The sequence below is a fragment of the Flavonifractor sp. AGMB03687 genome, assembly GCF_017811815.1.
GTDB lineage: Bacteria > Bacillota > Clostridia > Oscillospirales > Oscillospiraceae > Flavonifractor.
Map to the genome: position 1 here is coordinate 283,341 of NZ_JADKZI010000004.1, position 17,802 is coordinate 301,142.

Genomic DNA, 17,802 nt, shown 5'->3' on the forward strand with positions numbered 1-17,802 from the left:
ATGCTATACTCCTTCTGCAATAAAACAGCAGAAGGAGTTCTTTTTATGAAACGATTTGCAGCCATTTTAGTCGCAGCAGCCTGTACCCTCTCTCTGGCGGCCTGCGGCAGTCAGAAGCCCAGCCTGGATGAGGTCAAGCAGGCCCTGGAAAACGGAACCCTGACCATGGAGGACGCGGTAGATAACGGTTGGGTCACCCAGGAATGGGCGGATGCGTATGAGGAAGAGAAAAGCGTTCCGGCCAGCAACAAGACCGAAGCCGGGGCCATTGGTGCGTTCACGACCACGACGCTTTCCGGGGAGGAATTTACCCACGAAGATATGGGAAATGTCACCCTGTTTGCCTTCCTTGACCCGGCAGATGCGGACGCAAAGGCATTCTATCAGGCGCTGGTAGACGGTTATGAGGCGGTGAAGGAGCAGGGCGCGGAGATCCTGGTCTGCACCAAGGGCGAAACCGGAAATGAGATGTTTGATCAGGCGCCTTTTACCGTAATCCACTACAACGATTCCCTGAAGGCCGCCACTGAACATCACAAAGAGATGATCGAGGGCCTGCCCAATTCCGCCTCCTGGTGCGTCAATACCTCCTTCTATTCTGCCTGGTTCTCCGCTGTCGAGGCCGATAAGCTGGGCGACTCCGCAGCCAGCTTTGTGGAGACCCAGAAGGAAATAGCCAATGGGAATACCGGCAGCAACGGCGGGATGGCGGTGATGGGATGAGTCTGCGAAAAGCACCGCTGTTTTCCCTGGCGGCTTCCCTTGTGATGATGGCTTTCGGCATCCTGCGGGGCGAGGCGGACACCGTTTTAAGCAAGGGGATCAATTTGTGTTTGGAGTGTGTGGGCATTGGCTAAGAACAAACACCGCTGGAAATTCCAGCTGGCAGCAACCCTCGCTTCCAACCCCTTTCTTCTGAACTTTTTTCGAGGGAAAATTCATAAGGGAAGTTCCAAAATTCTCTGTGTCCCCGGCTTGAACTGCTATTCCTGCCCGGCGGCGGCAGCCTCCTGCCCCATTGGATCTCTGCAGGCCGTGATCGGCTCCTCTAAGTTTCACTTTGCCTACTACATCGTGGGATTCCTGATCCTGATAGGCGTTCTGCTGGGGCGTGTGGTGTGCGGTTTTCTCTGTCCCTTTGGGTGGTTCCAGGAATTGCTCCACAAAATCCCTACCAAAAAATTCAGCACGAAAAAGCTGCACATCCTGACCTATCTCAAATATGTCATCCTGGTGTGCTTTGTGATCGTATTGCCGCTGACCATTGTAAATGAGGTGGGATTGGGCGACCCGTTTTTCTGCAAATATATCTGCCCCGCCGGCATCCTGGAGGGGGGTATCCCCTTGTCCCTGGCCAATGGGAGTATCCGGGCCAGCCTCGGGGATCTGTTTACCCGGAAAAGCTGTATCCTGCTGGGAATCGTGGTGCTCTCCGTATTTTTCTATCGCCCATTTTGCAAATGGATCTGCCCGTTTGGCGCCTTTTATGCTCTGTTCAATCAAATCTCCCTTTACCGCTTTCACATTGACGGGGATAAATGCACCGCCTGCGGCGTGTGCAGCAAGGTCTGCAAAATGGATGTGGACGTATTCCGTACGCCGAATCACGCGGAGTGCATCCGGTGCGGCGACTGTATCCGCACCTGCCCTCACCAGGCGATCGCAAAAACCTTTTCTTTAAAATCTGACAGAAAGAAGGCAATTAGCAAATGAAAAAATTCATTTGTCTGTTTCTGACGCTTGCCCTCAGCATCGTTTTTCTGGCGGGCTGCGGTGCCCAGAAGCAGGATTTGGTATCCAAAACGCCCTTCCCCGAATTTTCGGAAACCGACATGGACGGAAACAACATCACTAACGAAATCTTTGCCGACTATGACGTTACCATCGTCAACTTCTGGAACAACGGATGCGGAACCTGCATCGCGGAAATGCCGGAGCTGGAGGAGCTGTACCAGCAGTTCCAGAAGCAGAATATCAATCTGATCGGCGTAGGGGCCGATTCCGGTGAAGACGAGGAGCAGCTGGCGCTTGCCCGCAGCATTTTGCAGGAAAAGGGCGTAACCTACCAGAATATTTCTCCCGATCCGGAACAGGCCTTCTATAAGGATTTTGTTTCCGAAATTACGGGCTACCCCACCACTTACGTGGTGGGCCGTGATGGAAACATCATCGGTGCTCCTATGGTGGGCAATGTGAAGGCTCAGATGGACAGCCTGCAGGCCCGGATCGATCTGGCGCTGGGGAATACGGAAGCATAACAATTCTTCGCAATCAGCTGCCTGATTGTCAGATGGCGCTGCCCGTGCTATGATAAGGCTACGAATTGTGGTACCCGTTGAAGGGATCTCACCGCTTCCGTTGTCTGATCATGAGCAAATCGTACATTCGCAGTCACTACCAGGACGTCAATGGGTACACCAATGTTGTGGAACACAGGATCGACGGAACCTACCATGTGGATATCTGACAAGGAGGTAGCCCCATGCCCCGTACCGATGTAACACAGATGCCCTTCGCAAAACTGTATCCGCTGCTGGTAAGCAAGGCTGAGAAAAAGGGTCGTACCCGGGAAGAGGTGGATCAGGTGACCACCTGGCTCACCGGATACGCCGCAGAGGACCTTGCCCATTTGGAGCAGTCTGACACCACCTATGGCGACTTTTTCCGCAATGCCCCCGCCATGAATCCCAACCGCTTTTTGATCACCGGCAAGGTGTGCGGCATCCAGGTGGAGACCATTGAGGACCCGCTGATGCGGGAGATCCGCTATCTGGACAAGCTCGTGGACGAGCTGGCCAAGGGCAAAGCTATGGAACGGATTTTGAGGGCCTGACCCCCCCATCGTTCATACTCACAAAGCCAAAACAGCCCGGAGTTTCCTGTTGGAAACTCCGGGCTGTTTTACATTCAAAGCTGCCTCAATTTAAGCGGTCTGACCGCGGAATGCTGCTGCCTTCCGGACGCAGAGAAGGGGCACTTTTTCCCAATGCACTGGTTATTTTGGCTGCTGTAGGAGCAGACCGGGACGGTCCGTTTCATCTCCACCCCCAGATGCTCCCGGGTAAAGTCGATGGCAGCCAGAATGGCCAGGAAGGAATCCCGCTTGCAGCACCGGGGGCCGCCTGCCTTGCCGATGCTGTCCAGGGCACGGGCGGTCATCTGGTTGCTCAGGCCCCAGGGCTCCTTGGCCAGGGGCGTGGACTGGGTGACAATGGCCAGGAATTGCCCCGCGCTGATCCCCGCCCCGCAGGCACCCCAAAAGCCGCAGGCTCCGCCGGGAATGGCCTTGCCTCGGTTGTAGATCTCCCGGAGGGCTTTCTCCAGATCCAGGTTGCCTCCGGCATTTTTATAAGCAGTAAGTAGCGCCGCCCCCACCATCACATGGTGTTCCGGGCCGTGCATATGACAGAAAGGCAGGTCCATCATCTGGCGGACAATGGCCACAGGGTCGGTGGAGGTCTCCGAGAGGCACAGACCGAATATGCTGTCCATGCCCTGAGTGTGGCAGTCGCTGCACACATAGTGGCCGTTCACGCAGTGGGTCTTGCTGGTCTCCTTTTTATGGCAGATCGCGCACTCCATAACTTCATCCTGGGTCAGATACTCCAGGCGCGCCTTGCAGATCAGGCATTCTTCCATCTAACAGGATCCTCCCCATTGATTCAGCATAGCGGCCATCCGTTCCAGTCCTGTCCCAAGCCCCTTAAAGCCCACACAGCGGCTGGGGCGGGTATTGACCGCATGATCCAGCAGCGGCTGGGCCTGGCTGGCCGTGTCCAGACACAGGTCCAGGGCCAGCACGTCCTCCCAGGCCCGGTTGAGGAAGGCCACCTCCCGGCGGCCATGGGTGCGGGTGATTTCGATACCGCCCGCTTGCTCCCAATAGTCCTCCACTTGCGTTCCGGCAAACCCGGCGGCAATCAGGCTGTCCAGAAGGCCTTCCCGGAACAGGCCGGGAAGGTCTGTCCACTGGAAGGGCGTTACATCAAAGCGGACAAAGGTATACCGGCTGTAACAGTGGACCGCCAGCAGGCACTTGCGTCCCCGCAGGTCGATGCCATGGAGGTCCCAGCAGAAGCGCCGGTCCGCCTCCATGCCGTAGTCCGGTGTTTTCACCTTCAAGAAACGCTGGAGAGGAAAGGTCAGCCCCAGCTCCATCACTTCACCTCGTGGGGGATGGTGACCTTCTCCACCCGGATCTTCCCCTCCCCCACTTCTGCCATCATCATGGTGATCTCTTGGTGGAACCGCCGGGGACCACAGGAGCCGGGGTTGAGCCATAAAATGCCGTCCTTTTCCTCCTGCACGTACTTGTGGGAATGGCCGAACACCACCGCATCCACCCCGTCAAGCGCTGGAGGAAGTTCCTTTTTGTTGTGGACCATGGCAAAGGTCACGCCGCCCAGGGTAACGGTAAGGTCGTGGGGAATGGCTTCCGCCCACTCCTTGTCGTTGTTGCCCCGGACGATATAGAGGGGCGCATACTGCTGCAGCTGGTCCACGATGCTCTGCTTGTTGATATCGCCGCCATGGAGAATAGCGTCGGCGGTTTTCAGATGCTCCACCACCTCAGGCCGCAGCAGGCCGTGGGTGTCGGAGAGAATGGCAAGTTTCATATGGGTTCCTCCCATTATAACTGGATGCGGCGGATCTGCGTTAAGTCACCGCTGCACAAGGTCTCCAGATTGCGGAAAATCTGTTCAGGCTCCCAGTCCCACCAGCGGAGTTCCAGCAGATAATCTATCAGCTCCCGGTCAAAGCGAGGACGGATCACGCGGCAGGGATTGCCCGCCGCAATGGCGTACGGCGGAATATCTCCAGCCACCACAGAATTGGCACCGATGACAGCGCCGTCACCAATATGAACGCCGGGCAGGATGGTGACATTCTGACCGATCCACACATCGTTGCCCACCACGGTATTTCCCTTGAAGGGCAGTTCCTCCAGAGTGGGCGTACACTTCTCCCAACCGTGGGCGAAGATATTAAAGGGATAGGTGGTAACGGAGGCCATGCGGTGGTTGGCCCCATTCATCACAAACTCCACGCCCTTGCCGATGGCGCAGAACTTTCCAATGATCAGCTTGTCCCCGATAAACGCATAATGGTGGGTCACATGGGCCTCAAAGTCCTCCCCACCGGTAGCCGCATCGTCATAATAGGTGTAGTCTCCCACCTCAATATTGGGCCGGGTAATCACATTTTTGATATAGCAGACGCTGGGGATATTCTCGTTGGGGTGAATCGCATTCGGATTGGGACCAAACATCATACGACCTCCTTATTGAGCTTGGATTTCTTGGTAGAACATACGGGCCTTCTCCAGGTCCTGGGCATCCGGGTGCCCCTTGGCAATGCCGCCCACCAGCTTGAAGGGGCCGTAGGTATCAAACCCTTTACAGCCAAATTCGCCCAGCACCAAACAGTGTTTTTCTTCCGCGATTTGCTTGATGGTCTTGGTATAGCCAGGGCTAAGCATCCCATAAGTGGAAACAAAAAATACGTTCTTTCTCTCCGGCAGATACTGCTGAGCAAACTGGAGTACACTGGTTTGAAATTTCCCAAAATAGATGCCGGAGGCAAATCCGATGCAGTCATATTCCTCCAGCCGGACCGTCTGACGGGTGGTCACATCAATGAGGTCTACTTCCCCCTCCCCTGCCATGGCCTCCAGAACTTTGCGGGTATTGCCGTGGTGGCGGGAGTAGTAGCAAATCGCGGTTTTCATCGGTCCTTCCTCCTTACTGGGCATCCTCATCCAGGGCTTCTACCAGAAAGCTCACCGGACGGAACCCGTCGTTGCAGGAGAGCATGGCGGACTTGGGATTCTTCATCCAGCCGTCATAAAAGTTCTCTCCCCCGTGGCTCAGGGCCAGCACAAAGGGCGAAAGGGTATCCCAGGCGCTCTGACAGAAGCACTCCGGCTTTTCCCAGCCGTTGGCGATAAAAACCTGTCCCACCTCCATGTCACAGGCGTGAGAAATGGGATTCTCATACTGGGCCATCAGATCCTCATATTGGGTAATACGCATGACGGTGATCTTACACTTTTTCATATGATAATACCCTCACAGTGGTCGATCTCGTGCTGAATGATCTGAGCCGTCCAGCCGGTGAAAGTCTTCAGCCGCTCCTGGAACTTCTCATTCTGCCAACGCACCTTGATGGACTTCCACCGCTTGGCCGGACGGATACCGGTGAGGGAGAGACAGCCTTCCTCCGCGTCGTAGGGCTCGGATTTTTTGATGATCTCCGGGTTGAACATGACCATGTAGGCGCCCTCGTTGTCGAAAGCAATGATGCGCTTGTTCACGCCGATCATGTTGGCGGCCATGCCCACACAGCCGGCTTTATGATGCTCCAGGGTCTCCAGCAGGTCGGCAGCCACCTGGATATCATCCGGCGTGGCCAGTTCCGCCTTTTGGGCCAGAAACGTCTCGTCTTTGCAGATCTCTCGAATCATGGTAGGTTTCTCCTGATATTATTCTTGCGTATGGTATCGAACCTCACTTCAGGAATTATAGCACAGCATGGAAGCGGATTCCAATATCTCTTACACCACACAGAAACACAAGATTTATTTTCTCCTTTGATAGAAATAAACCACGATAATTTACCAATGCATACCTTTATTTCCATGTTACATTCCTGTAGAATAAAATCATACAAAAGATCCTGCCCATTCCAAAGGCGGGCATCTTAGGTTGGACGACCATGCAACCCCATCAAACCTTTATTTATGGAGGGAAAGATATGCGGTATGAAGTAAAAGGCGGCTCGTTCCCGGTTGTTGTGTGCCAACTGAACAGCGGCGAACAGATGATCACGGAAAAGGGCTCTATGGTCTGGATGAGTCCCAACATGAAAATGGACACGCGGGGCGGCGGCCTGGGCAAGATGTTTTCCAAGGCTTTCTCCGGAGAGAGCATGTTCCAGAATATTTACACCGCCCAGGGCGATGGTATGATCACCTTTGGCTCCAGCTTCCCCGGGCAAATCAAGGCACTCACCATCGGGCCCGGGCAGGAAATGATCGTACAGAAGAGCGCTTTCCTGGCGGCGGAAGCCGGCGTGGAGCTCTCCATTCACTTCAGCAAAAAGCTAGGGTCTGGCTTCTTCGGCGGCGAGGGCTTCATTATGCAGCGGCTGTCCGGCCGCGGAATTGCCTTCGTGGAGATCGATGGCGAACTGGTGGAGTACGAATTGGCCGCCGGTCAGCGGCTCGTTGTGGATACCGGAAATGTGGCTGGCTTTGAGCCGGGCGTCCAGATGGATATCCAGCAGGTACCCGGCCTGAAGAACAAGCTGCTGGGCGGTGAGGGCCTGTTCAACACCGTTCTGACCGGACCAGGCCGCGTTTGGCTCCAGACCATGCCCATCTGCAATGTGGCGGCCTCCATCCGTCCCTTTATGTCCACCGGAAACGGTTGATTAAGAAACAAGCAGGTCCCCTCAGCGGGGACCTGCTTGTTTCTTTGCCTGCTCTACGACCTTTTGATACGGCCCGATGATGTACTGGTTCATCTGCCCCTTCATCTTCTTCTGGATGGACGGAACGGCCAGCATGGCGCCCACCAGCTTCATCTGCAAAATACGCTTCTTCTGCTTCTGTGGGAAATCGTAGATGCCGTGGGCCTTATAGAACTTATGGTCGGCCTTCATCATGCCCTGCATCACATAGATGAGGTCACGGAAGATCTTCATATGGAGCTTTTGGATGGCCCCAGCGGCGCTCTCTTTGGGCGCGTCAAAAAAGGCCAGGTAGCCCAGCAGGATGAAATCATGCTCATCTTCCGGCGACAACGTCGCCTGATTCAGGGGCTTGTAGGCCACCGCCAGCACTTTCATCCCGTCTTCCAGCATCTCGTCCACAATGGCGCGGACACTTTCCATTCCGTCGCCGGAGATGGCCTGGCGCTGTCCCTTGTATTCCACACTGCCGCACCGGCCGCACACTTCGTCAATGCTGCCCTTGATGATGAGCAGGTTTTCTTCCTCCTTCTCCACCAGAACGCTGGCAAATCTGCGCTCATAGTCAAAGGGCAGCTCGTCCAGCTTGGGATGTTGAGCGGCCAATTCCAGAAAGTAGCCCTGACGGCCCGGCATCTCCCGGCACTGCAGAAGGGCATCGTCCAGGTGATTTTTCACCCCGGTGTGATAGAGGCTGTTCAAGTAGGCGAGATCCAGAACCTTTTGGCTCTCATTGCCCAGGATATCCATGTAATATTCCAGCGTGATCTGATCTCCGGTCAGGGTGCCGGTCTTGTCCACGCACAGGATGTCCATGCTGCCAAAGCCCTGCATGGCGTTGATGTTTTTCACCACTGTCTGCTTCTTCCCCATGGCCGCGCTGCCCTTGGCCAGACAGGCGTTGATGACCATTGGGAGCATTTCAGGGGTCAGGCCCACGGCAACCGACAACGCGAACAGGAATGCGGAAACCCAATCGCCCTTGGTCAGGCCGCAGGCGATCAAAACCACCGGCACCAGAACCGCCATAAAGCGAATAAGCACCCACGCAATGGAATTGGCGCCCTGGTCAAAGCCATTTTTCCGGGAGGATTCCGCCGCCGTAAAGCCGCCGTAAACGGTGTCCTCACCCACCGCCAGCACCACCCCTTCCCCGCTGCCGCCGGTGAGGGCGGAGCCCATAAACACAAGGTTGCGGTACTCGGCGTAGGATCGGGCCTGTCCCCGGGAAAGCGTGCCGGCGTTTTTCTCCAAAATTTCGCTCTCACCGGTGATGACCGATTGGGAAACGAACAGATCCTTGGCCACAGTCAGTCGAATATCCGCTGGGACGCGGTCCCCCGCGGACAGACGCACCAGATCACCCACCACTAGCTCGGTGGAGGCCACCCTGACCCACGCTCCCCCCCCTGCGCACCAGCACGGTGGATGCGATCATCCCCGTCAGACGGTCTGCCACACGCTTTGCCCGCAGCTCCTGGGTGAAGCGTACCGCGCCGCTGATCAGCAGCATCCCTAAAATGATAACGACTGTGGTGATGTTGCGGCTGAAATTGGAGGCCAACACTACATCGGTTAAGAAGGAAATGCAAGCCAACACGAATAAAATGATGGTGAAGGGGTTGAGAAAAGCCCGTCTCAGGCGATAAAACACCGTATCGGAAGCCCGGCCGGACAGGCTGTTTTTTCCGTACCGGGTACGGCTTTCCTCCACCTGTTCCTGGCTGTAGCCTTGGCCGGAAATATGAAAATCCCGGAACAGCGTGTCAATGTCCACGTATGCGTAATCCAGGACACGCCGATGGGCGATGGGATTTGCTTTCATTGCCTCACCTCCGCAGGGTTTTTCTATCATACCATAGAATCGCCCTGCTGCGGGGAATGAAATCCTTGCTTTTTTCTTGCTTCCCGCAGATCTTTTTCAAGAAACCATTGTCACACTTTTTACTTCCCGTGATACGATTAAAAAGACAAGCCTCCCATGCTGTGTTGTTTTCTTGAAAACAACACAGCATGGGAGGCTTTATGTTTATTTGCCGCACGGCCTTCTTCCGTCTCCGTACCCCACGCAGGACTCAATGATATCGGCAATCATCTCCACCTCATCCGTACAATCCTGCCGCAGCCACTCCTTCACAATCGCGATGATCCCCTCCACATAGTAGGCCATGTAATAGGGATGGTGGGCAGCAGGAATCTCAAACCGCTCCAGAATGGGGCCAAGAATACGCTGCTTCAGTTCCCCATATCGCGTATGGGCCTGCATGCTGCCTGGGTTCCGAAATGCCGCCCGATAGACCTTTTTGTTATCCCGGATGAAGCGGAGATAGGGCAGCAGGTATTCCCGGGTGACCAGCACCAATTCTTCCCGCTCCCGGCTGCTCATGTTCGCCAGGACTACTTCCTCCTGCTGGGGAAAATAAGAGAGAAAACGCTGGTTGACCATCTCCAAAGTCTCGTTTACCAGATCGGCAATGGTCTCATAGTGCAGGTAGAAGGTGGATCGGTTCACACCTGCCTGGTGACAGATCTCTTTCACCGTGATATAGTCCAGATCTTTCTCTTCCAGCAGAGCCAGGAGCGCCTCGTCCATCCGCAGGGCGGTATTGAAGTATTTGCTTTCGGACTTGTTCATCTGCCGCCCTCCTCTCCGTTTATTCTGCCGACTCGCTGATCTCCCGGGCCAGCTGCATGATCTCAAAGGCATACTTTTCCTTGCCGGACCGCAGGAGCTTTCTGTAGATGGGATAGTTCAAGCCAACGCCGACGATGCCCAGAATGCCCAGGAGAATCCCGCCGCCTATCAGCAGGATGCCGCCCCCTCCGATCACCTGCATGGAAAGGCACATCCCCAAACCGAGGACCAGAGCCATTCCAATACCGAAACCATAGGCAAAGATGGTTGCCGAGCGCTTTGCTTTCCAATCCAGCTTTCTCAGAGCAACAACCTTGGAGGTATCCTTGGGCGCGTACTCATTGGCGATGGCTTCCGCAAAAATTTTATCCGTATTCATGGTGATATTCTCCTCTTATGATCGAGTTTTTGCAGCTGCTGATATGATCATAGAGGATGCCGGCCCAAAAGAGAACGACACCGTTCGCCTTTTGTGCTGATTTCAAACTTTTATACCCTCTTCTTCGTCAAACAGACGCCAACGATTGCCGCAAGCAACGCAGATTAGTACCCTCCTGATTGGGTGCCGGATGACAGTTTTCAGCCGCTCCGGTTTGCACCGCCGCACATCACTCAAATAGATCTCATGGTGGAATCGGTCTTCCCCAAAGTTCTCCTTATAGCCCTGGGCCTCAGCATAACCCTCCATGGCTGCCACGGTGGCGGGCTCGTCGTCATAGGGGCCGATGTGCATACACTGGACGCACAGTCCCTCCTCCCAGTGGAAGAACTCCACTGCAGAGAAGTCTTTCTGTTTCTTTTCCGTGGCCTCCCGGATGGCCCAGTCGAAGGCTTCCCTTGTCACAAACTCCGGCAGACGGATAAGGGAGATCCACTGAAAATCTTTCTTATGGGCGTAGTCCACCCCGTGGACACCCTCCTGCCACCACAGGCCCTCCAGAGGCGGCACCACATAGTCAAAGTAGCCCTCCAGCTGGCGCTTACCCAGTTTGCTCATTTTAATGGTATATGCTACAGCATAGAGCAGTTCCAGAGCCTGCTTATAGGCACCATTCTCCTCATTGGGATCGCCATACCCCCGCACGGCCAGGAAATTCATGGCGGGCACAGTGACGATACCCGGGGTCCTGGGCGGCAGATAGAATTCCTTGTACTCTTTTTTGTAGTCAAAGTCCATCGTCATTTCCTCCGTTTTTGGGGCTGCTCCTGAAGGGCCAGACAGGTGAGGCGGGTGAGGGCGGTCATGGTGTCCCGGTCGTCCACATCCTCCACCCAGATATAATCCTTGGCCCCCTCATAGGGCGGGGCCTTGGGCAGGCCGGGAAACGCCGCTTCGCCCTGCGGGGTGACCTTCACAAAAAACTGGTCGTCGCAGATGACGGCGAAGAACACATCGTCGCAGTAGAGGCCGTATTCGCCGAACATCTTCCGGCTGCGGATGGCTCCGGCCTCCCGCAGCTGCTCAACCACATAGTCCACAAAGTCCTTATGAGATGCCATATCACTTCCTCCTGTAACGGTTGGCCAATGTTTCGGTCAACGCTCCAAGCTGCTCCCGCAATTCTTGTGGTTCCAGCAGCTCCGCCTTGTCTCCAAAGGCCAGAACCCAGCTGAGCGCGCTGTACGCGTCTGGAAAGCCACCGGTAAAGCGAAGCTTGCCGTCTGACTGCACGGTGAAACGGTCCGCGCCGTACTCCTCTACCAGCCGCCAGCGGCAGGTGGGATCAAAGAGAACCGTGACCTGATATTTTACGGGAAAGACCAGCTCAGGCTCCAGGTTGGGCAGAGGTGCGCGGCGAGGGGCAAAGGGCTCGCCGGTGGTGAGCGCAGTCATGCGGTTGAGCTTAAAGAGCCGGAAATCTTTCCGCATCCGGCACCAGCCCCACACATACCAGGTGGACCAGTGGAACACCAGATAACAGGGCTCCACGGTGCGCACCGTTTCCTCTTTGGGAGAGAAATAGGTGAAACAGATGGTATGGTGTTGCTCGATGGCCCCTTGGATGAGTTCGATCTTCGGCGGCAGGCTGGTCTTGTACCAGGAGGAGAGGTCAATGAGCATGTGGGCGCCGCCGGGCACTAGTTCACTCGTCCCGGCAGACAGCTTCTCCATCAGCTGCACATAGCGCCGGGTACCGCTGACGCTGTCCAGGCTGCGCAGCCCCGCTAGGATGGCCTGCATCTCCGGAGCAGTGAGCACCGTCCGGTCCACCCGGTAGCCCTCCATGATGGAGATGCCGCCCCCCGCACCCTGGGCAGTGGAGATGGGAACACCCGCTCGGCACAGGGACTCAATGTCCCGCTGGATAGTACGGCGGGACACTTCGAACTGCTCTGCCAGCTCCGGGGCGGTGACCTTCTCCCGCTGGAGCAGGATGGACAGAATGCCGATGAGCCGCTCCATCTTCATACAGGACTCCCCTTCCCTCTTTTCTCTGTATTATAGCACGGGAACCGGACAACTGTCTGTCCTGTTTCTTTTTGCCTTGCTCTTTTTCCGACGCTTAAGTACAATAGGGGCGGCGGAGATTGAAACCTGGAAAACGATCAAAAAGTGGAGTGTCCGTTGGGACACTCCACTTTTTTAAATTCGGGATGTATTACAGTTTGAGTCCTTCTGCCCAGGCCTTCAGCTCCGCTTCGTTCAGGCGGCCATTGAGCATCCGGCCATCCACGATCTTGGCACCAGGGGCGCTGGCCTGAAGCCCGGCCGCCGACTTGCCCAGGCCGCTGCCGCCGGAGGTGGCAAAGAGGACAATGGTCTTTCCGGTGAAGTCATAGGCCTCCAGGAAGGTGTTGAGGATGGTGGGGGCCACATACCACCACACGGGGAAGCCCAGCAAGATCACATCGTGTCCCGCCACTGGGGCGTCGGTGTCAGCCAGAGCAGGTCGGGAGTGGGGATCCTTCATCTCCACACTGGAGCGGGAGCCCTTGTCCATCCAGTTCAGGTCGGCGCTGGTGTAGGGCACCGCGGGTTTGATCTCATAAAGCTCCCCGCCCACGGCGTTTGCCAGAGCCTTTGCCGCCTTGGCAGTAGTACCGGTAGCAGAAAAATAAGCAACCAATGCGTTCATGTGAATAACCTCCTTACGCACTTCTTTCTTCTATTGTAGACCTGATATTTAAAAATGTAAAATACTCATTTCCTATTTACAGTTATTCCAAGAAAGCATATTTATCTTGCAGGCATGGGACAGCCATGATAGGATGAAAGAAGGAGGGATTCCTATGGAACTTCGTGTTTTGCGCTATTTTCTGGCGGTAGCCCGGGAGGAGAATATCACCAAGGCTGCTGCCCTGCTCCATCTGACCCAGCCCACCCTGTCCCGGCAGCTGATGCAGCTTGAGGAGGAGTTGGGGGTTCAGCTCTTTCACCGCAGCCGCTACCATATTGTCCTGACCGACAAAGGGATGCTGCTGCGCCGCCGGGCTCAGGAGCTGGTGGACCTGGCGGATAAAACCGCCCGGGAATTCGCCGCCCGGGATACGGAATTGATGGGCGAGATCGCCATCGGCGCGGGCGAAACCCGGAGCATGACCTCCCTATCCCAGGCCATCCGCACCTTCCGGGAGCGCTACCCCAAGGTCGTCTTCCGAATCTTCAGCGCCAACGCCGATGATGTAAAGGAGCGGCTGGATACGGGGCTTCTGGACATGGGGCTGCTGACAGAGCCGGTGGATGTGGGCAAATACGCCTTCTGCCGGATGCAGGAGAAGGACCGCTGGGGCGTGCTGGTGCGGACAGATTCACCCCTGGCAGAACTGGATGCGGTCACGCCCCAGGATTTAGAATCGATCCCGCTGCTGGTCAGCGGTCGAGAGCGCGTACAGCAGGAGCTGGCCAGTTGGTTTGGGGACAGCTGGGATCGTCTGCAGATCGCCGCCACCTTCAATTTGATCCTCAACGCCGCCAATATGGTGCGCTGCGGCGTGGGCGCGGCGCTGGGCTTTGACTTGAACCTGGCCTTTGATGATCTCCGGTTTCTCCCCCTTTCTCCGGCTATGGAGACGGGGACGGTACTGGTCTGGAAAAAGGATCAGGCACTGACCCCGGTGGTTGAGGCCTTTCACCGGCACATCAGCCAGGTCGTGTAAATTCTTTTTGGATTCAGTCTCCTTCTGCCTTTGCTAGGAAGGCTTCAATGGCGTCCACCGTCTGTGCCTGCTGCTCCTGGGCCGAGATGGCAGCCGGAAGATCCCCCTTCTGGGGACCATAATTGCCGAACTAGGCGTGGTTGCCCCCTTCGATCTCCACAATGTTCTCCGTGTAGTCGATGTGGTCCTCCACACTCTGGTTGAGGGAACCGTAGATAGTCAAGGTCTTTTCATCGGGATAATCGCCGTAGATGTAGGCGCCCATCAAAATGAGTCCATCTACCTGATCCGGATGGTCCGCAGCAAACTTGGACGCCATAGCGCCGCCCATGGAGTGTCCGGCCATATACCAGTGCTGGAACTCAGGGAACTGGGCGATGACATCTTCCGCCGCATTGGCATCAAATATCGCCATATGGAACGGCATATGTACCAAGATGCAGGTGACGCCGAGTTGCCGGACCTGATCCAGCAGAGGCAGGTAGGCTTCTGCCTCCACCTTGGCGCCGGGATAGAAAATAATGGCGGTATCGGTGGGATACGTGGGAGATAGGATGGTCAGATTGTCTTGGACCGTAATGCCGTTGTCTTGGGCCAACACCTCCAGCGCTACATCTTCCGCCCGGTAGTAATCGGACACATACCAGAAAAACGCTCCGGCCAGAATGACCAGCACCAGAAGAACAACGCCACCAGCGATAAGCCACTTTTTGTGCCGGAACATTTGCTTTGATTTCATGCTTTGATCACCTCATTGTTTGCCGCTTGTGTCATGGCTGGCCCTATCATACCGTCAGTGCCCTGGCCTGTCAACGCCGGGACTTGGCAGCAGCTTGGATTCTGCTGCATACAGAATACATCGGAGGATAAAAGGATATGAAGAAAACTCACAAAATTGCGGTTCTTGGATGCATGGCTGCCACAGTTGGCTCTGCCGTCTACCGGTACTGGATGATTCGGATGCCCCTCAAGGAATTCACCCGCTATGCACTCTATATGGCAGTCATGGATGACGAGATCTGCCGGAATGAGCTGGAAGGCAACCAGATTGGGGATGAAGTCATTACGTTTCCGCCTAAGGCAGAAACCTTACAATATCGGTACCATCTCTATTTACAGATGAACCAGGCAAAAAGCCGCCGACAGATTCAGAAGGATATCCTCACCATGGAGCAGCGCCTTCAGGAGTCCCGTCAGTACATCGGCCAGCCCAAAGTGCAACTGGAATTACAGCTCTGCAAAGAAAGTGATTTGTGATGGATGCACCTCCGCTGTCTGTGGTCTTACATGTGGTCAAAGAGCCCTTCTTGACCAGGCACGGTATCACTGCCGCAGCCTGTTCAGAAGGGCTCTTTTCATGTTTGGGTTTGGGGTATTGTCCCTCTTTAGGGCTCTGTATTTTATTCCTGCCGCAGGCGCTCTACCACGGAAAAATGCTGGGCAGCGCGGCAGCTGAGCAGTGGGATGAGGACGCCCAGGGCCCCGAACAGCGGCAGCACCACAGCGATGGGCCAGACGGTAAAGTGATAGGTAAAAAACCAAATCAGTCCGTTGAGGGCGGGACCTACGAAGGGGGCCGTGACCACGATCAGCACCAGGGCCAAAAGGGCCGCGCCTACGGTATAGAGCAGTCCCTCCAGGGCCAGCATGGTCCGCAGCTGCCGGGCCGTCATGCCGATGGACTGGAGCACTGCCAGTTCCCGGCGGCGGGCGGTGATGCCTGTGAGGATGGCGTTGAAGAAATTCAGTACGCCTACCAGCCCGACGATGAAGCTGAGGGCGCTCCCCAGCAGGAGAAACATGCTTCGGGTGCTCTCAAATTCCTCAGCATAGGTAGCCTTGCTCTCATAGTCGAACTGAGGATTGATGTTCTCCGTGTAGTCCTGAAGGAAGGCCTCCATGGCGGCGTTGGCCTCATCTGAGGTGTCGAAGGCATAGTACATGACGGAGTCGGTTTCCGTATCCCGTAGAAAGGTCTCCGCCCCCATGACAAACTCATCAGCACCGTAATAGCGGTAGCTCAGGGCAGATGGCACCGTTACCAGGGCGGCCACAGTGTACTCCACATCCCGGTACTTGATCGCCCGCTCGGCGTAAGCGGCGCCTTCGGGCACATTCTCCAAGGAACCATAAACCTCGCCGGTGTTTGGATTATAGTATTCAAACTCCTCCACATAGCGGATGGTCACCGTATCCCCCAGCCGGGCCCAATGGCTGCTCATCTCCGGGTTACCGTAGTCATCGGTACTGTACACGGCGGCAACATAGTTTCCGTCCGGGTCATTGAGCTTGGAGATATCCCCTTCCAACACCGTCAGATAGTCCAGGGTGAACGGCTCCATGCCGTAGAGCTGTACCCGATCCGCCAGCAGGCCGTCCTCAGTGCGGTCCTTGAATGCTACCATACTGTCCAGCTGCTCCTGGGTGTTCCAGCGTCCCCACATAGAGCGATAGTATTCCTCAGTGACGAACTCCAGCGCCGGAGCGGTCTTGCCGTACACGCGGCCGCTCCCGGTGATGCCGCCCTGGGCGTCCACGGCGTCGATGACCTCCTCCGGCACTCCCATCTCGTCGCTGAAGCTCTCCCCGCCCGTCTGGAACTGGCCCGCATCGGCCAGGATAAAGTCGCTGGCGGTGAAGTTGGACACATATTTGTCTATGTCAAAACCACTTGTGAAGGTCACCGTTGCAGTCAGCAGCACCACGGCCAGAGTCAGGGACAGCACGGTGAGGAAGGTCTTCCCACGGCTGCGGCCCAGGTTGGCCCAGGCCATGGACAACAGGGACACGCCTCTGCCGCTTCGCTTGCCCCTCCGCTTCAGCGCCTTGCCCTCGGTATAGCGCACCGCCTCCACCGGAGAGACTTTTCCTGCCAGGCGGCCGGGGCGGCGGCAGGAGATGAGCACCGTCACCAGGGCAAAAAGGGCCGAACCTACAAAGAGAAGAGGACTGACAGAGACCACGGTAGTCACGCCATTGAGTCGAGCAGTAATGACCGGGGTGAGCACGCCGCCCAGCAGCCAGCCCAACAGCAGCCCCACAGGGATGCCAATGAGGGAGAGTAGCAGCGCCTGGGTGCGGATAATCCGCCGGAGCTGCCGGGACGTGGTGCCGATGGTTTTCAGCCGCCCGTAGAAGCGAATGTCTCCCGCTACACCGGCACGGCACCTTTACAAGAAACATCCGTCTCACCCACCAATCAGGAACTCCGCCAGGAGATGGTGCGGCTCATCAATCAGGTACGCAGAGAGCACGGCGCAGCGACATTGGCAGTCGACCAAGCTCTGATGGATGCCGCGCAGGACTGCTCCGCACAGATGTTCACCTCGCACCATAACCGGGTAGAATGTGAAACCGTGGCAGCGTCCGGATACCCTCATGGCTTCGGTTCCAATCTGACGGTGTTCACTGTCACAGACCCGGAAAAAATTCCCGAAAAGGCGGTGGCAAACTGGAGCAAGTCTCCCGGCCACCTGGAAACAATGACCGACCCGGATTGCGATACTGTCGGTGTCGGCATCACCGTGAGCAACGGCAGAGCATTCTGTTATATGTTCGTGGGCAAGCCCGGAACGTACACCCCCTACGCGTGAATTGAT

At 56.1% G+C, this 17,802-nt stretch carries 26 protein-coding genes; 9 read left to right on the plus strand and 17 right to left on the minus strand.

All coding sequences use genetic code 11. From position 1 onward, the window contains the following. The first annotated feature begins 45 nt into the window (after window positions 1-45). The 5 genes from J9789_RS10575 (at window position 46) to J9789_RS10590 (ending at window position 2,833) form a co-directional block, all read left to right on the plus strand. The gene (locus J9789_RS10575) at window positions 46-723 is read left to right on the plus strand and encodes a hypothetical protein (RefSeq protein ID WP_209345155.1); all 678 of its coding nucleotides are present in this window, start codon (window positions 46-48) and stop codon (window positions 721-723) included. Continuing rightward, entirely contained in the window at window positions 720-857 is a 138-nt protein-coding gene (locus J9789_RS17310; RefSeq protein WP_280842682.1) for a CD1871A family CXXC motif-containing protein, read from the plus strand. The genes J9789_RS10575 and J9789_RS17310 overlap by 4 nt, the downstream gene beginning before the upstream one ends. Next, complete coding sequence (locus tag J9789_RS10580; protein ID WP_209345157.1) at window positions 850-1,713, plus strand: 4Fe-4S binding protein; 864 nt, start codon at window positions 850-852, stop codon at window positions 1,711-1,713. The genes J9789_RS17310 and J9789_RS10580 overlap by 8 nt, the downstream gene beginning before the upstream one ends. Then, window positions 1,710-2,258: a TlpA disulfide reductase family protein gene (locus tag J9789_RS10585; protein ID WP_209345159.1), complete on the plus strand. Its 549-nt coding sequence runs from the start codon at window positions 1,710-1,712 to the stop codon at window positions 2,256-2,258. Before J9789_RS10580 ends, J9789_RS10585 begins: the two co-directional genes overlap by 4 nt. Window positions 2,259-2,482: 224 nt before the next feature. Beyond that, window positions 2,483-2,833, plus strand: coding sequence for a DUF2200 domain-containing protein (locus J9789_RS10590; RefSeq protein ID WP_209345161.1), 351 nt, complete (start codon window positions 2,483-2,485; stop codon window positions 2,831-2,833). A 74-nt stretch (window positions 2,834-2,907) separates the two neighbouring features. Here the strand turns inward: J9789_RS10590 and J9789_RS10595 are convergent, their stop codons facing one another. The 7 genes from J9789_RS10595 to J9789_RS10625 are packed head-to-tail and all read right to left on the minus strand — an operon-like array spanning window position 2,908 to window position 6,463. Beyond that, window positions 2,908-3,639 (minus strand): DUF5714 domain-containing protein, encoded by a 732-nt coding sequence (locus J9789_RS10595; protein ID WP_209345163.1) that lies wholly within the window; start codon window positions 3,637-3,639, stop codon window positions 2,908-2,910. Continuing rightward, window positions 3,640-4,158, minus strand: a complete 519-nt coding sequence (locus J9789_RS10600; protein WP_209345164.1) for a hypothetical protein — start codon at window positions 4,156-4,158, stop codon at window positions 3,640-3,642. Next, entirely contained in the window at window positions 4,158-4,616 is a 459-nt protein-coding gene (locus J9789_RS10605) for a metallophosphoesterase family protein (protein WP_209345166.1), read from the minus strand. Before J9789_RS10605 ends, J9789_RS10600 begins: the two co-directional genes overlap by 1 nt. Before the next feature lie 14 nt (window positions 4,617-4,630). Next, a complete protein-coding gene (locus J9789_RS10610) occupies window positions 4,631-5,272 on the minus strand; it encodes a Vat family streptogramin A O-acetyltransferase (protein WP_209345168.1) in 642 nt (213 codons plus the stop codon). 9 nt (window positions 5,273-5,281) lie between these two features. Beyond that, entirely contained in the window at window positions 5,282-5,728 is a 447-nt protein-coding gene (locus J9789_RS10615; protein ID WP_209345170.1) for a flavodoxin family protein, read from the minus strand. A gap of 13 nt (window positions 5,729-5,741) precedes the next feature. After that, window positions 5,742-6,056 carry a TIGR04076 family protein gene (locus J9789_RS10620; RefSeq protein ID WP_209345172.1) on the minus strand — a complete coding sequence of 105 codons (315 nt, stop codon included), beginning with the start codon at window positions 6,054-6,056 and terminating at the stop codon, window positions 5,742-5,744. Beyond that, on the minus strand, window positions 6,053-6,463 hold the full coding sequence (locus J9789_RS10625; protein ID WP_209345174.1) for a peptide deformylase: 411 nt from the start codon (window positions 6,461-6,463) through the stop codon (window positions 6,053-6,055). The genes J9789_RS10620 and J9789_RS10625 overlap by 4 nt, the downstream gene beginning before the upstream one ends. Window positions 6,464-6,753: 290 nt before the next feature. On the opposite strand from J9789_RS10625, the gene J9789_RS10630 reads away from it, so the two are divergent. Beyond that, on the plus strand, window positions 6,754-7,431 hold the full coding sequence (locus tag J9789_RS10630) for a TIGR00266 family protein (protein WP_209345176.1): 678 nt from the start codon (window positions 6,754-6,756) through the stop codon (window positions 7,429-7,431). A 21-nt stretch (window positions 7,432-7,452) separates the two neighbouring features. On the opposite strand, the gene J9789_RS10635 is transcribed toward J9789_RS10630, so the two are convergent. From J9789_RS10635 to J9789_RS10665, 8 genes are all read right to left on the minus strand, one after another. Beyond that, window positions 7,453-8,859 (minus strand): HAD-IC family P-type ATPase, encoded by a 1,407-nt coding sequence (locus J9789_RS10635; protein ID WP_348633673.1) that lies wholly within the window; start codon window positions 8,857-8,859, stop codon window positions 7,453-7,455. Beyond that, window positions 8,831-9,295: a cation-transporting P-type ATPase gene (locus J9789_RS17075; protein WP_245185204.1), complete on the minus strand. Its 465-nt coding sequence runs from the start codon at window positions 9,293-9,295 to the stop codon at window positions 8,831-8,833. The genes J9789_RS10635 and J9789_RS17075 overlap by 29 nt, the downstream gene beginning before the upstream one ends. Before the next feature lie 204 nt (window positions 9,296-9,499). Then, window positions 9,500-10,105, minus strand: a complete 606-nt coding sequence (locus J9789_RS10640; protein WP_209345178.1) for a TetR/AcrR family transcriptional regulator — start codon at window positions 10,103-10,105, stop codon at window positions 9,500-9,502. Window positions 10,106-10,124: 19 nt separating this feature from the next. Further along, the gene (locus J9789_RS10645) at window positions 10,125-10,484 is read right to left on the minus strand and encodes a dihydropteridine reductase (RefSeq protein WP_209345180.1); all 360 of its coding nucleotides are present in this window, start codon (window positions 10,482-10,484) and stop codon (window positions 10,125-10,127) included. Window positions 10,485-10,586: 102 nt separating this feature from the next. Next, window positions 10,587-11,282: a GyrI-like domain-containing protein gene (locus J9789_RS10650; protein ID WP_209345182.1), complete on the minus strand. Its 696-nt coding sequence runs from the start codon at window positions 11,280-11,282 to the stop codon at window positions 10,587-10,589. A gap of 2 nt (window positions 11,283-11,284) precedes the next feature. Continuing rightward, on the minus strand, window positions 11,285-11,605 hold the full coding sequence (locus J9789_RS10655) for a TfoX/Sxy family protein (protein ID WP_209345184.1): 321 nt from the start codon (window positions 11,603-11,605) through the stop codon (window positions 11,285-11,287). A gap of 1 nt (window position 11,606) precedes the next feature. Continuing rightward, a complete protein-coding gene (locus J9789_RS10660; RefSeq protein WP_209345186.1) occupies window positions 11,607-12,515 on the minus strand; it encodes a YafY family protein in 909 nt (302 codons plus the stop codon). Between the two features lie 190 nt (window positions 12,516-12,705). Beyond that, window positions 12,706-13,182, minus strand: coding sequence for a flavodoxin (locus J9789_RS10665; RefSeq protein ID WP_209345189.1), 477 nt, complete (start codon window positions 13,180-13,182; stop codon window positions 12,706-12,708). 154 nt (window positions 13,183-13,336) lie between these two features. Between J9789_RS10665 and J9789_RS10670 the strand changes: the two genes are divergently transcribed. Next, complete coding sequence (locus J9789_RS10670; protein ID WP_209345191.1) at window positions 13,337-14,203, plus strand: LysR family transcriptional regulator; 867 nt, start codon at window positions 13,337-13,339, stop codon at window positions 14,201-14,203. 130 nt (window positions 14,204-14,333) lie between these two features. Here the strand turns inward: J9789_RS10670 and J9789_RS10675 are convergent, their stop codons facing one another. Next, complete coding sequence (locus tag J9789_RS10675; protein WP_245185205.1) at window positions 14,334-14,942, minus strand: alpha/beta fold hydrolase; 609 nt, start codon at window positions 14,940-14,942, stop codon at window positions 14,334-14,336. A 137-nt stretch (window positions 14,943-15,079) separates the two neighbouring features. Between J9789_RS10675 and J9789_RS10680 the strand changes: the two genes are divergently transcribed. Further along, window positions 15,080-15,460, plus strand: coding sequence for a hypothetical protein (locus J9789_RS10680; RefSeq protein WP_209345193.1), 381 nt, complete (start codon window positions 15,080-15,082; stop codon window positions 15,458-15,460). A 143-nt stretch (window positions 15,461-15,603) separates the two neighbouring features. On the opposite strand, the gene J9789_RS17415 is transcribed toward J9789_RS10680, so the two are convergent. After that, a complete protein-coding gene (locus tag J9789_RS17415; protein WP_348633678.1) occupies window positions 15,604-17,346 on the minus strand; it encodes an FtsX-like permease family protein in 1,743 nt (580 codons plus the stop codon). Between the two features lie 75 nt (window positions 17,347-17,421). Between J9789_RS17415 and J9789_RS10690 the strand changes: the two genes are divergently transcribed. Further along, the gene (locus J9789_RS10690; RefSeq protein WP_209345195.1) at window positions 17,422-17,796 is read left to right on the plus strand and encodes a CAP domain-containing protein; all 375 of its coding nucleotides are present in this window, start codon (window positions 17,422-17,424) and stop codon (window positions 17,794-17,796) included. The last annotated feature ends 6 nt before the right edge of the window (window positions 17,797-17,802 follow it).

Excerpts from the sequence above, each read along its gene's own strand:
- J9789_RS10645 (WP_209345180.1), bottom strand. The coding sequence starts at position 10,484 with ATGAATACGGATAAAATTTTTGCGGAAGCCATCGCCAATGAGTACGCG.
- J9789_RS10675 (WP_245185205.1), bottom strand. The coding sequence starts at position 14,942 with ATGAAATCAAAGCAAATGTTCCGGCACAAAAAGTGGCTTATCGCTGGT.
- J9789_RS17075 (WP_245185204.1), bottom strand. The coding sequence starts at position 9,295 with ATGAAAGCAAATCCCATCGCCCATCGGCGTGTCCTGGATTACGCATAC.
- J9789_RS10595 (WP_209345163.1), bottom strand. The coding sequence starts at position 3,639 with ATGGAAGAATGCCTGATCTGCAAGGCGCGCCTGGAGTATCTGACCCAG.
- J9789_RS10680 (WP_209345193.1), top strand. The coding sequence starts at position 15,080 with ATGAAGAAAACTCACAAAATTGCGGTTCTTGGATGCATGGCTGCCACA.
- J9789_RS10630 (WP_209345176.1), top strand. The coding sequence starts at position 6,754 with ATGCGGTATGAAGTAAAAGGCGGCTCGTTCCCGGTTGTTGTGTGCCAA.
- J9789_RS10650 (WP_209345182.1), bottom strand. The coding sequence starts at position 11,282 with ATGGACTTTGACTACAAAAAAGAGTACAAGGAATTCTATCTGCCGCCC.
- J9789_RS10600 (WP_209345164.1), bottom strand. The coding sequence starts at position 4,158 with ATGGAGCTGGGGCTGACCTTTCCTCTCCAGCGTTTCTTGAAGGTGAAA.
- J9789_RS10575 (WP_209345155.1), top strand. The coding sequence starts at position 46 with ATGAAACGATTTGCAGCCATTTTAGTCGCAGCAGCCTGTACCCTCTCT.
- J9789_RS10610 (WP_209345168.1), bottom strand. The coding sequence starts at position 5,272 with ATGATGTTTGGTCCCAATCCGAATGCGATTCACCCCAACGAGAATATC.
- J9789_RS10615 (WP_209345170.1), bottom strand. The coding sequence starts at position 5,728 with ATGAAAACCGCGATTTGCTACTACTCCCGCCACCACGGCAATACCCGC.
- J9789_RS10585 (WP_209345159.1), top strand. The coding sequence starts at position 1,710 with ATGAAAAAATTCATTTGTCTGTTTCTGACGCTTGCCCTCAGCATCGTT.
- J9789_RS10655 (WP_209345184.1), bottom strand. The coding sequence starts at position 11,605 with ATGGCATCTCATAAGGACTTTGTGGACTATGTGGTTGAGCAGCTGCGG.
- J9789_RS10625 (WP_209345174.1), bottom strand. The coding sequence starts at position 6,463 with ATGATTCGAGAGATCTGCAAAGACGAGACGTTTCTGGCCCAAAAGGCG.
- J9789_RS10640 (WP_209345178.1), bottom strand. The coding sequence starts at position 10,105 with ATGAACAAGTCCGAAAGCAAATACTTCAATACCGCCCTGCGGATGGAC.
- J9789_RS10665 (WP_209345189.1), bottom strand. The coding sequence starts at position 13,182 with ATGAACGCATTGGTTGCTTATTTTTCTGCTACCGGTACTACTGCCAAG.
- J9789_RS17310 (WP_280842682.1), top strand. The coding sequence starts at position 720 with ATGAGTCTGCGAAAAGCACCGCTGTTTTCCCTGGCGGCTTCCCTTGTG.
- J9789_RS10620 (WP_209345172.1), bottom strand. The coding sequence starts at position 6,056 with ATGAAAAAGTGTAAGATCACCGTCATGCGTATTACCCAATATGAGGAT.
- J9789_RS10670 (WP_209345191.1), top strand. The coding sequence starts at position 13,337 with ATGGAACTTCGTGTTTTGCGCTATTTTCTGGCGGTAGCCCGGGAGGAG.
- J9789_RS10605 (WP_209345166.1), bottom strand. The coding sequence starts at position 4,616 with ATGAAACTTGCCATTCTCTCCGACACCCACGGCCTGCTGCGGCCTGAG.
- J9789_RS10590 (WP_209345161.1), top strand. The coding sequence starts at position 2,483 with ATGCCCCGTACCGATGTAACACAGATGCCCTTCGCAAAACTGTATCCG.
- J9789_RS10690 (WP_209345195.1), top strand. The coding sequence starts at position 17,422 with ATGGTGCGGCTCATCAATCAGGTACGCAGAGAGCACGGCGCAGCGACA.
- J9789_RS10660 (WP_209345186.1), bottom strand. The coding sequence starts at position 12,515 with ATGAAGATGGAGCGGCTCATCGGCATTCTGTCCATCCTGCTCCAGCGG.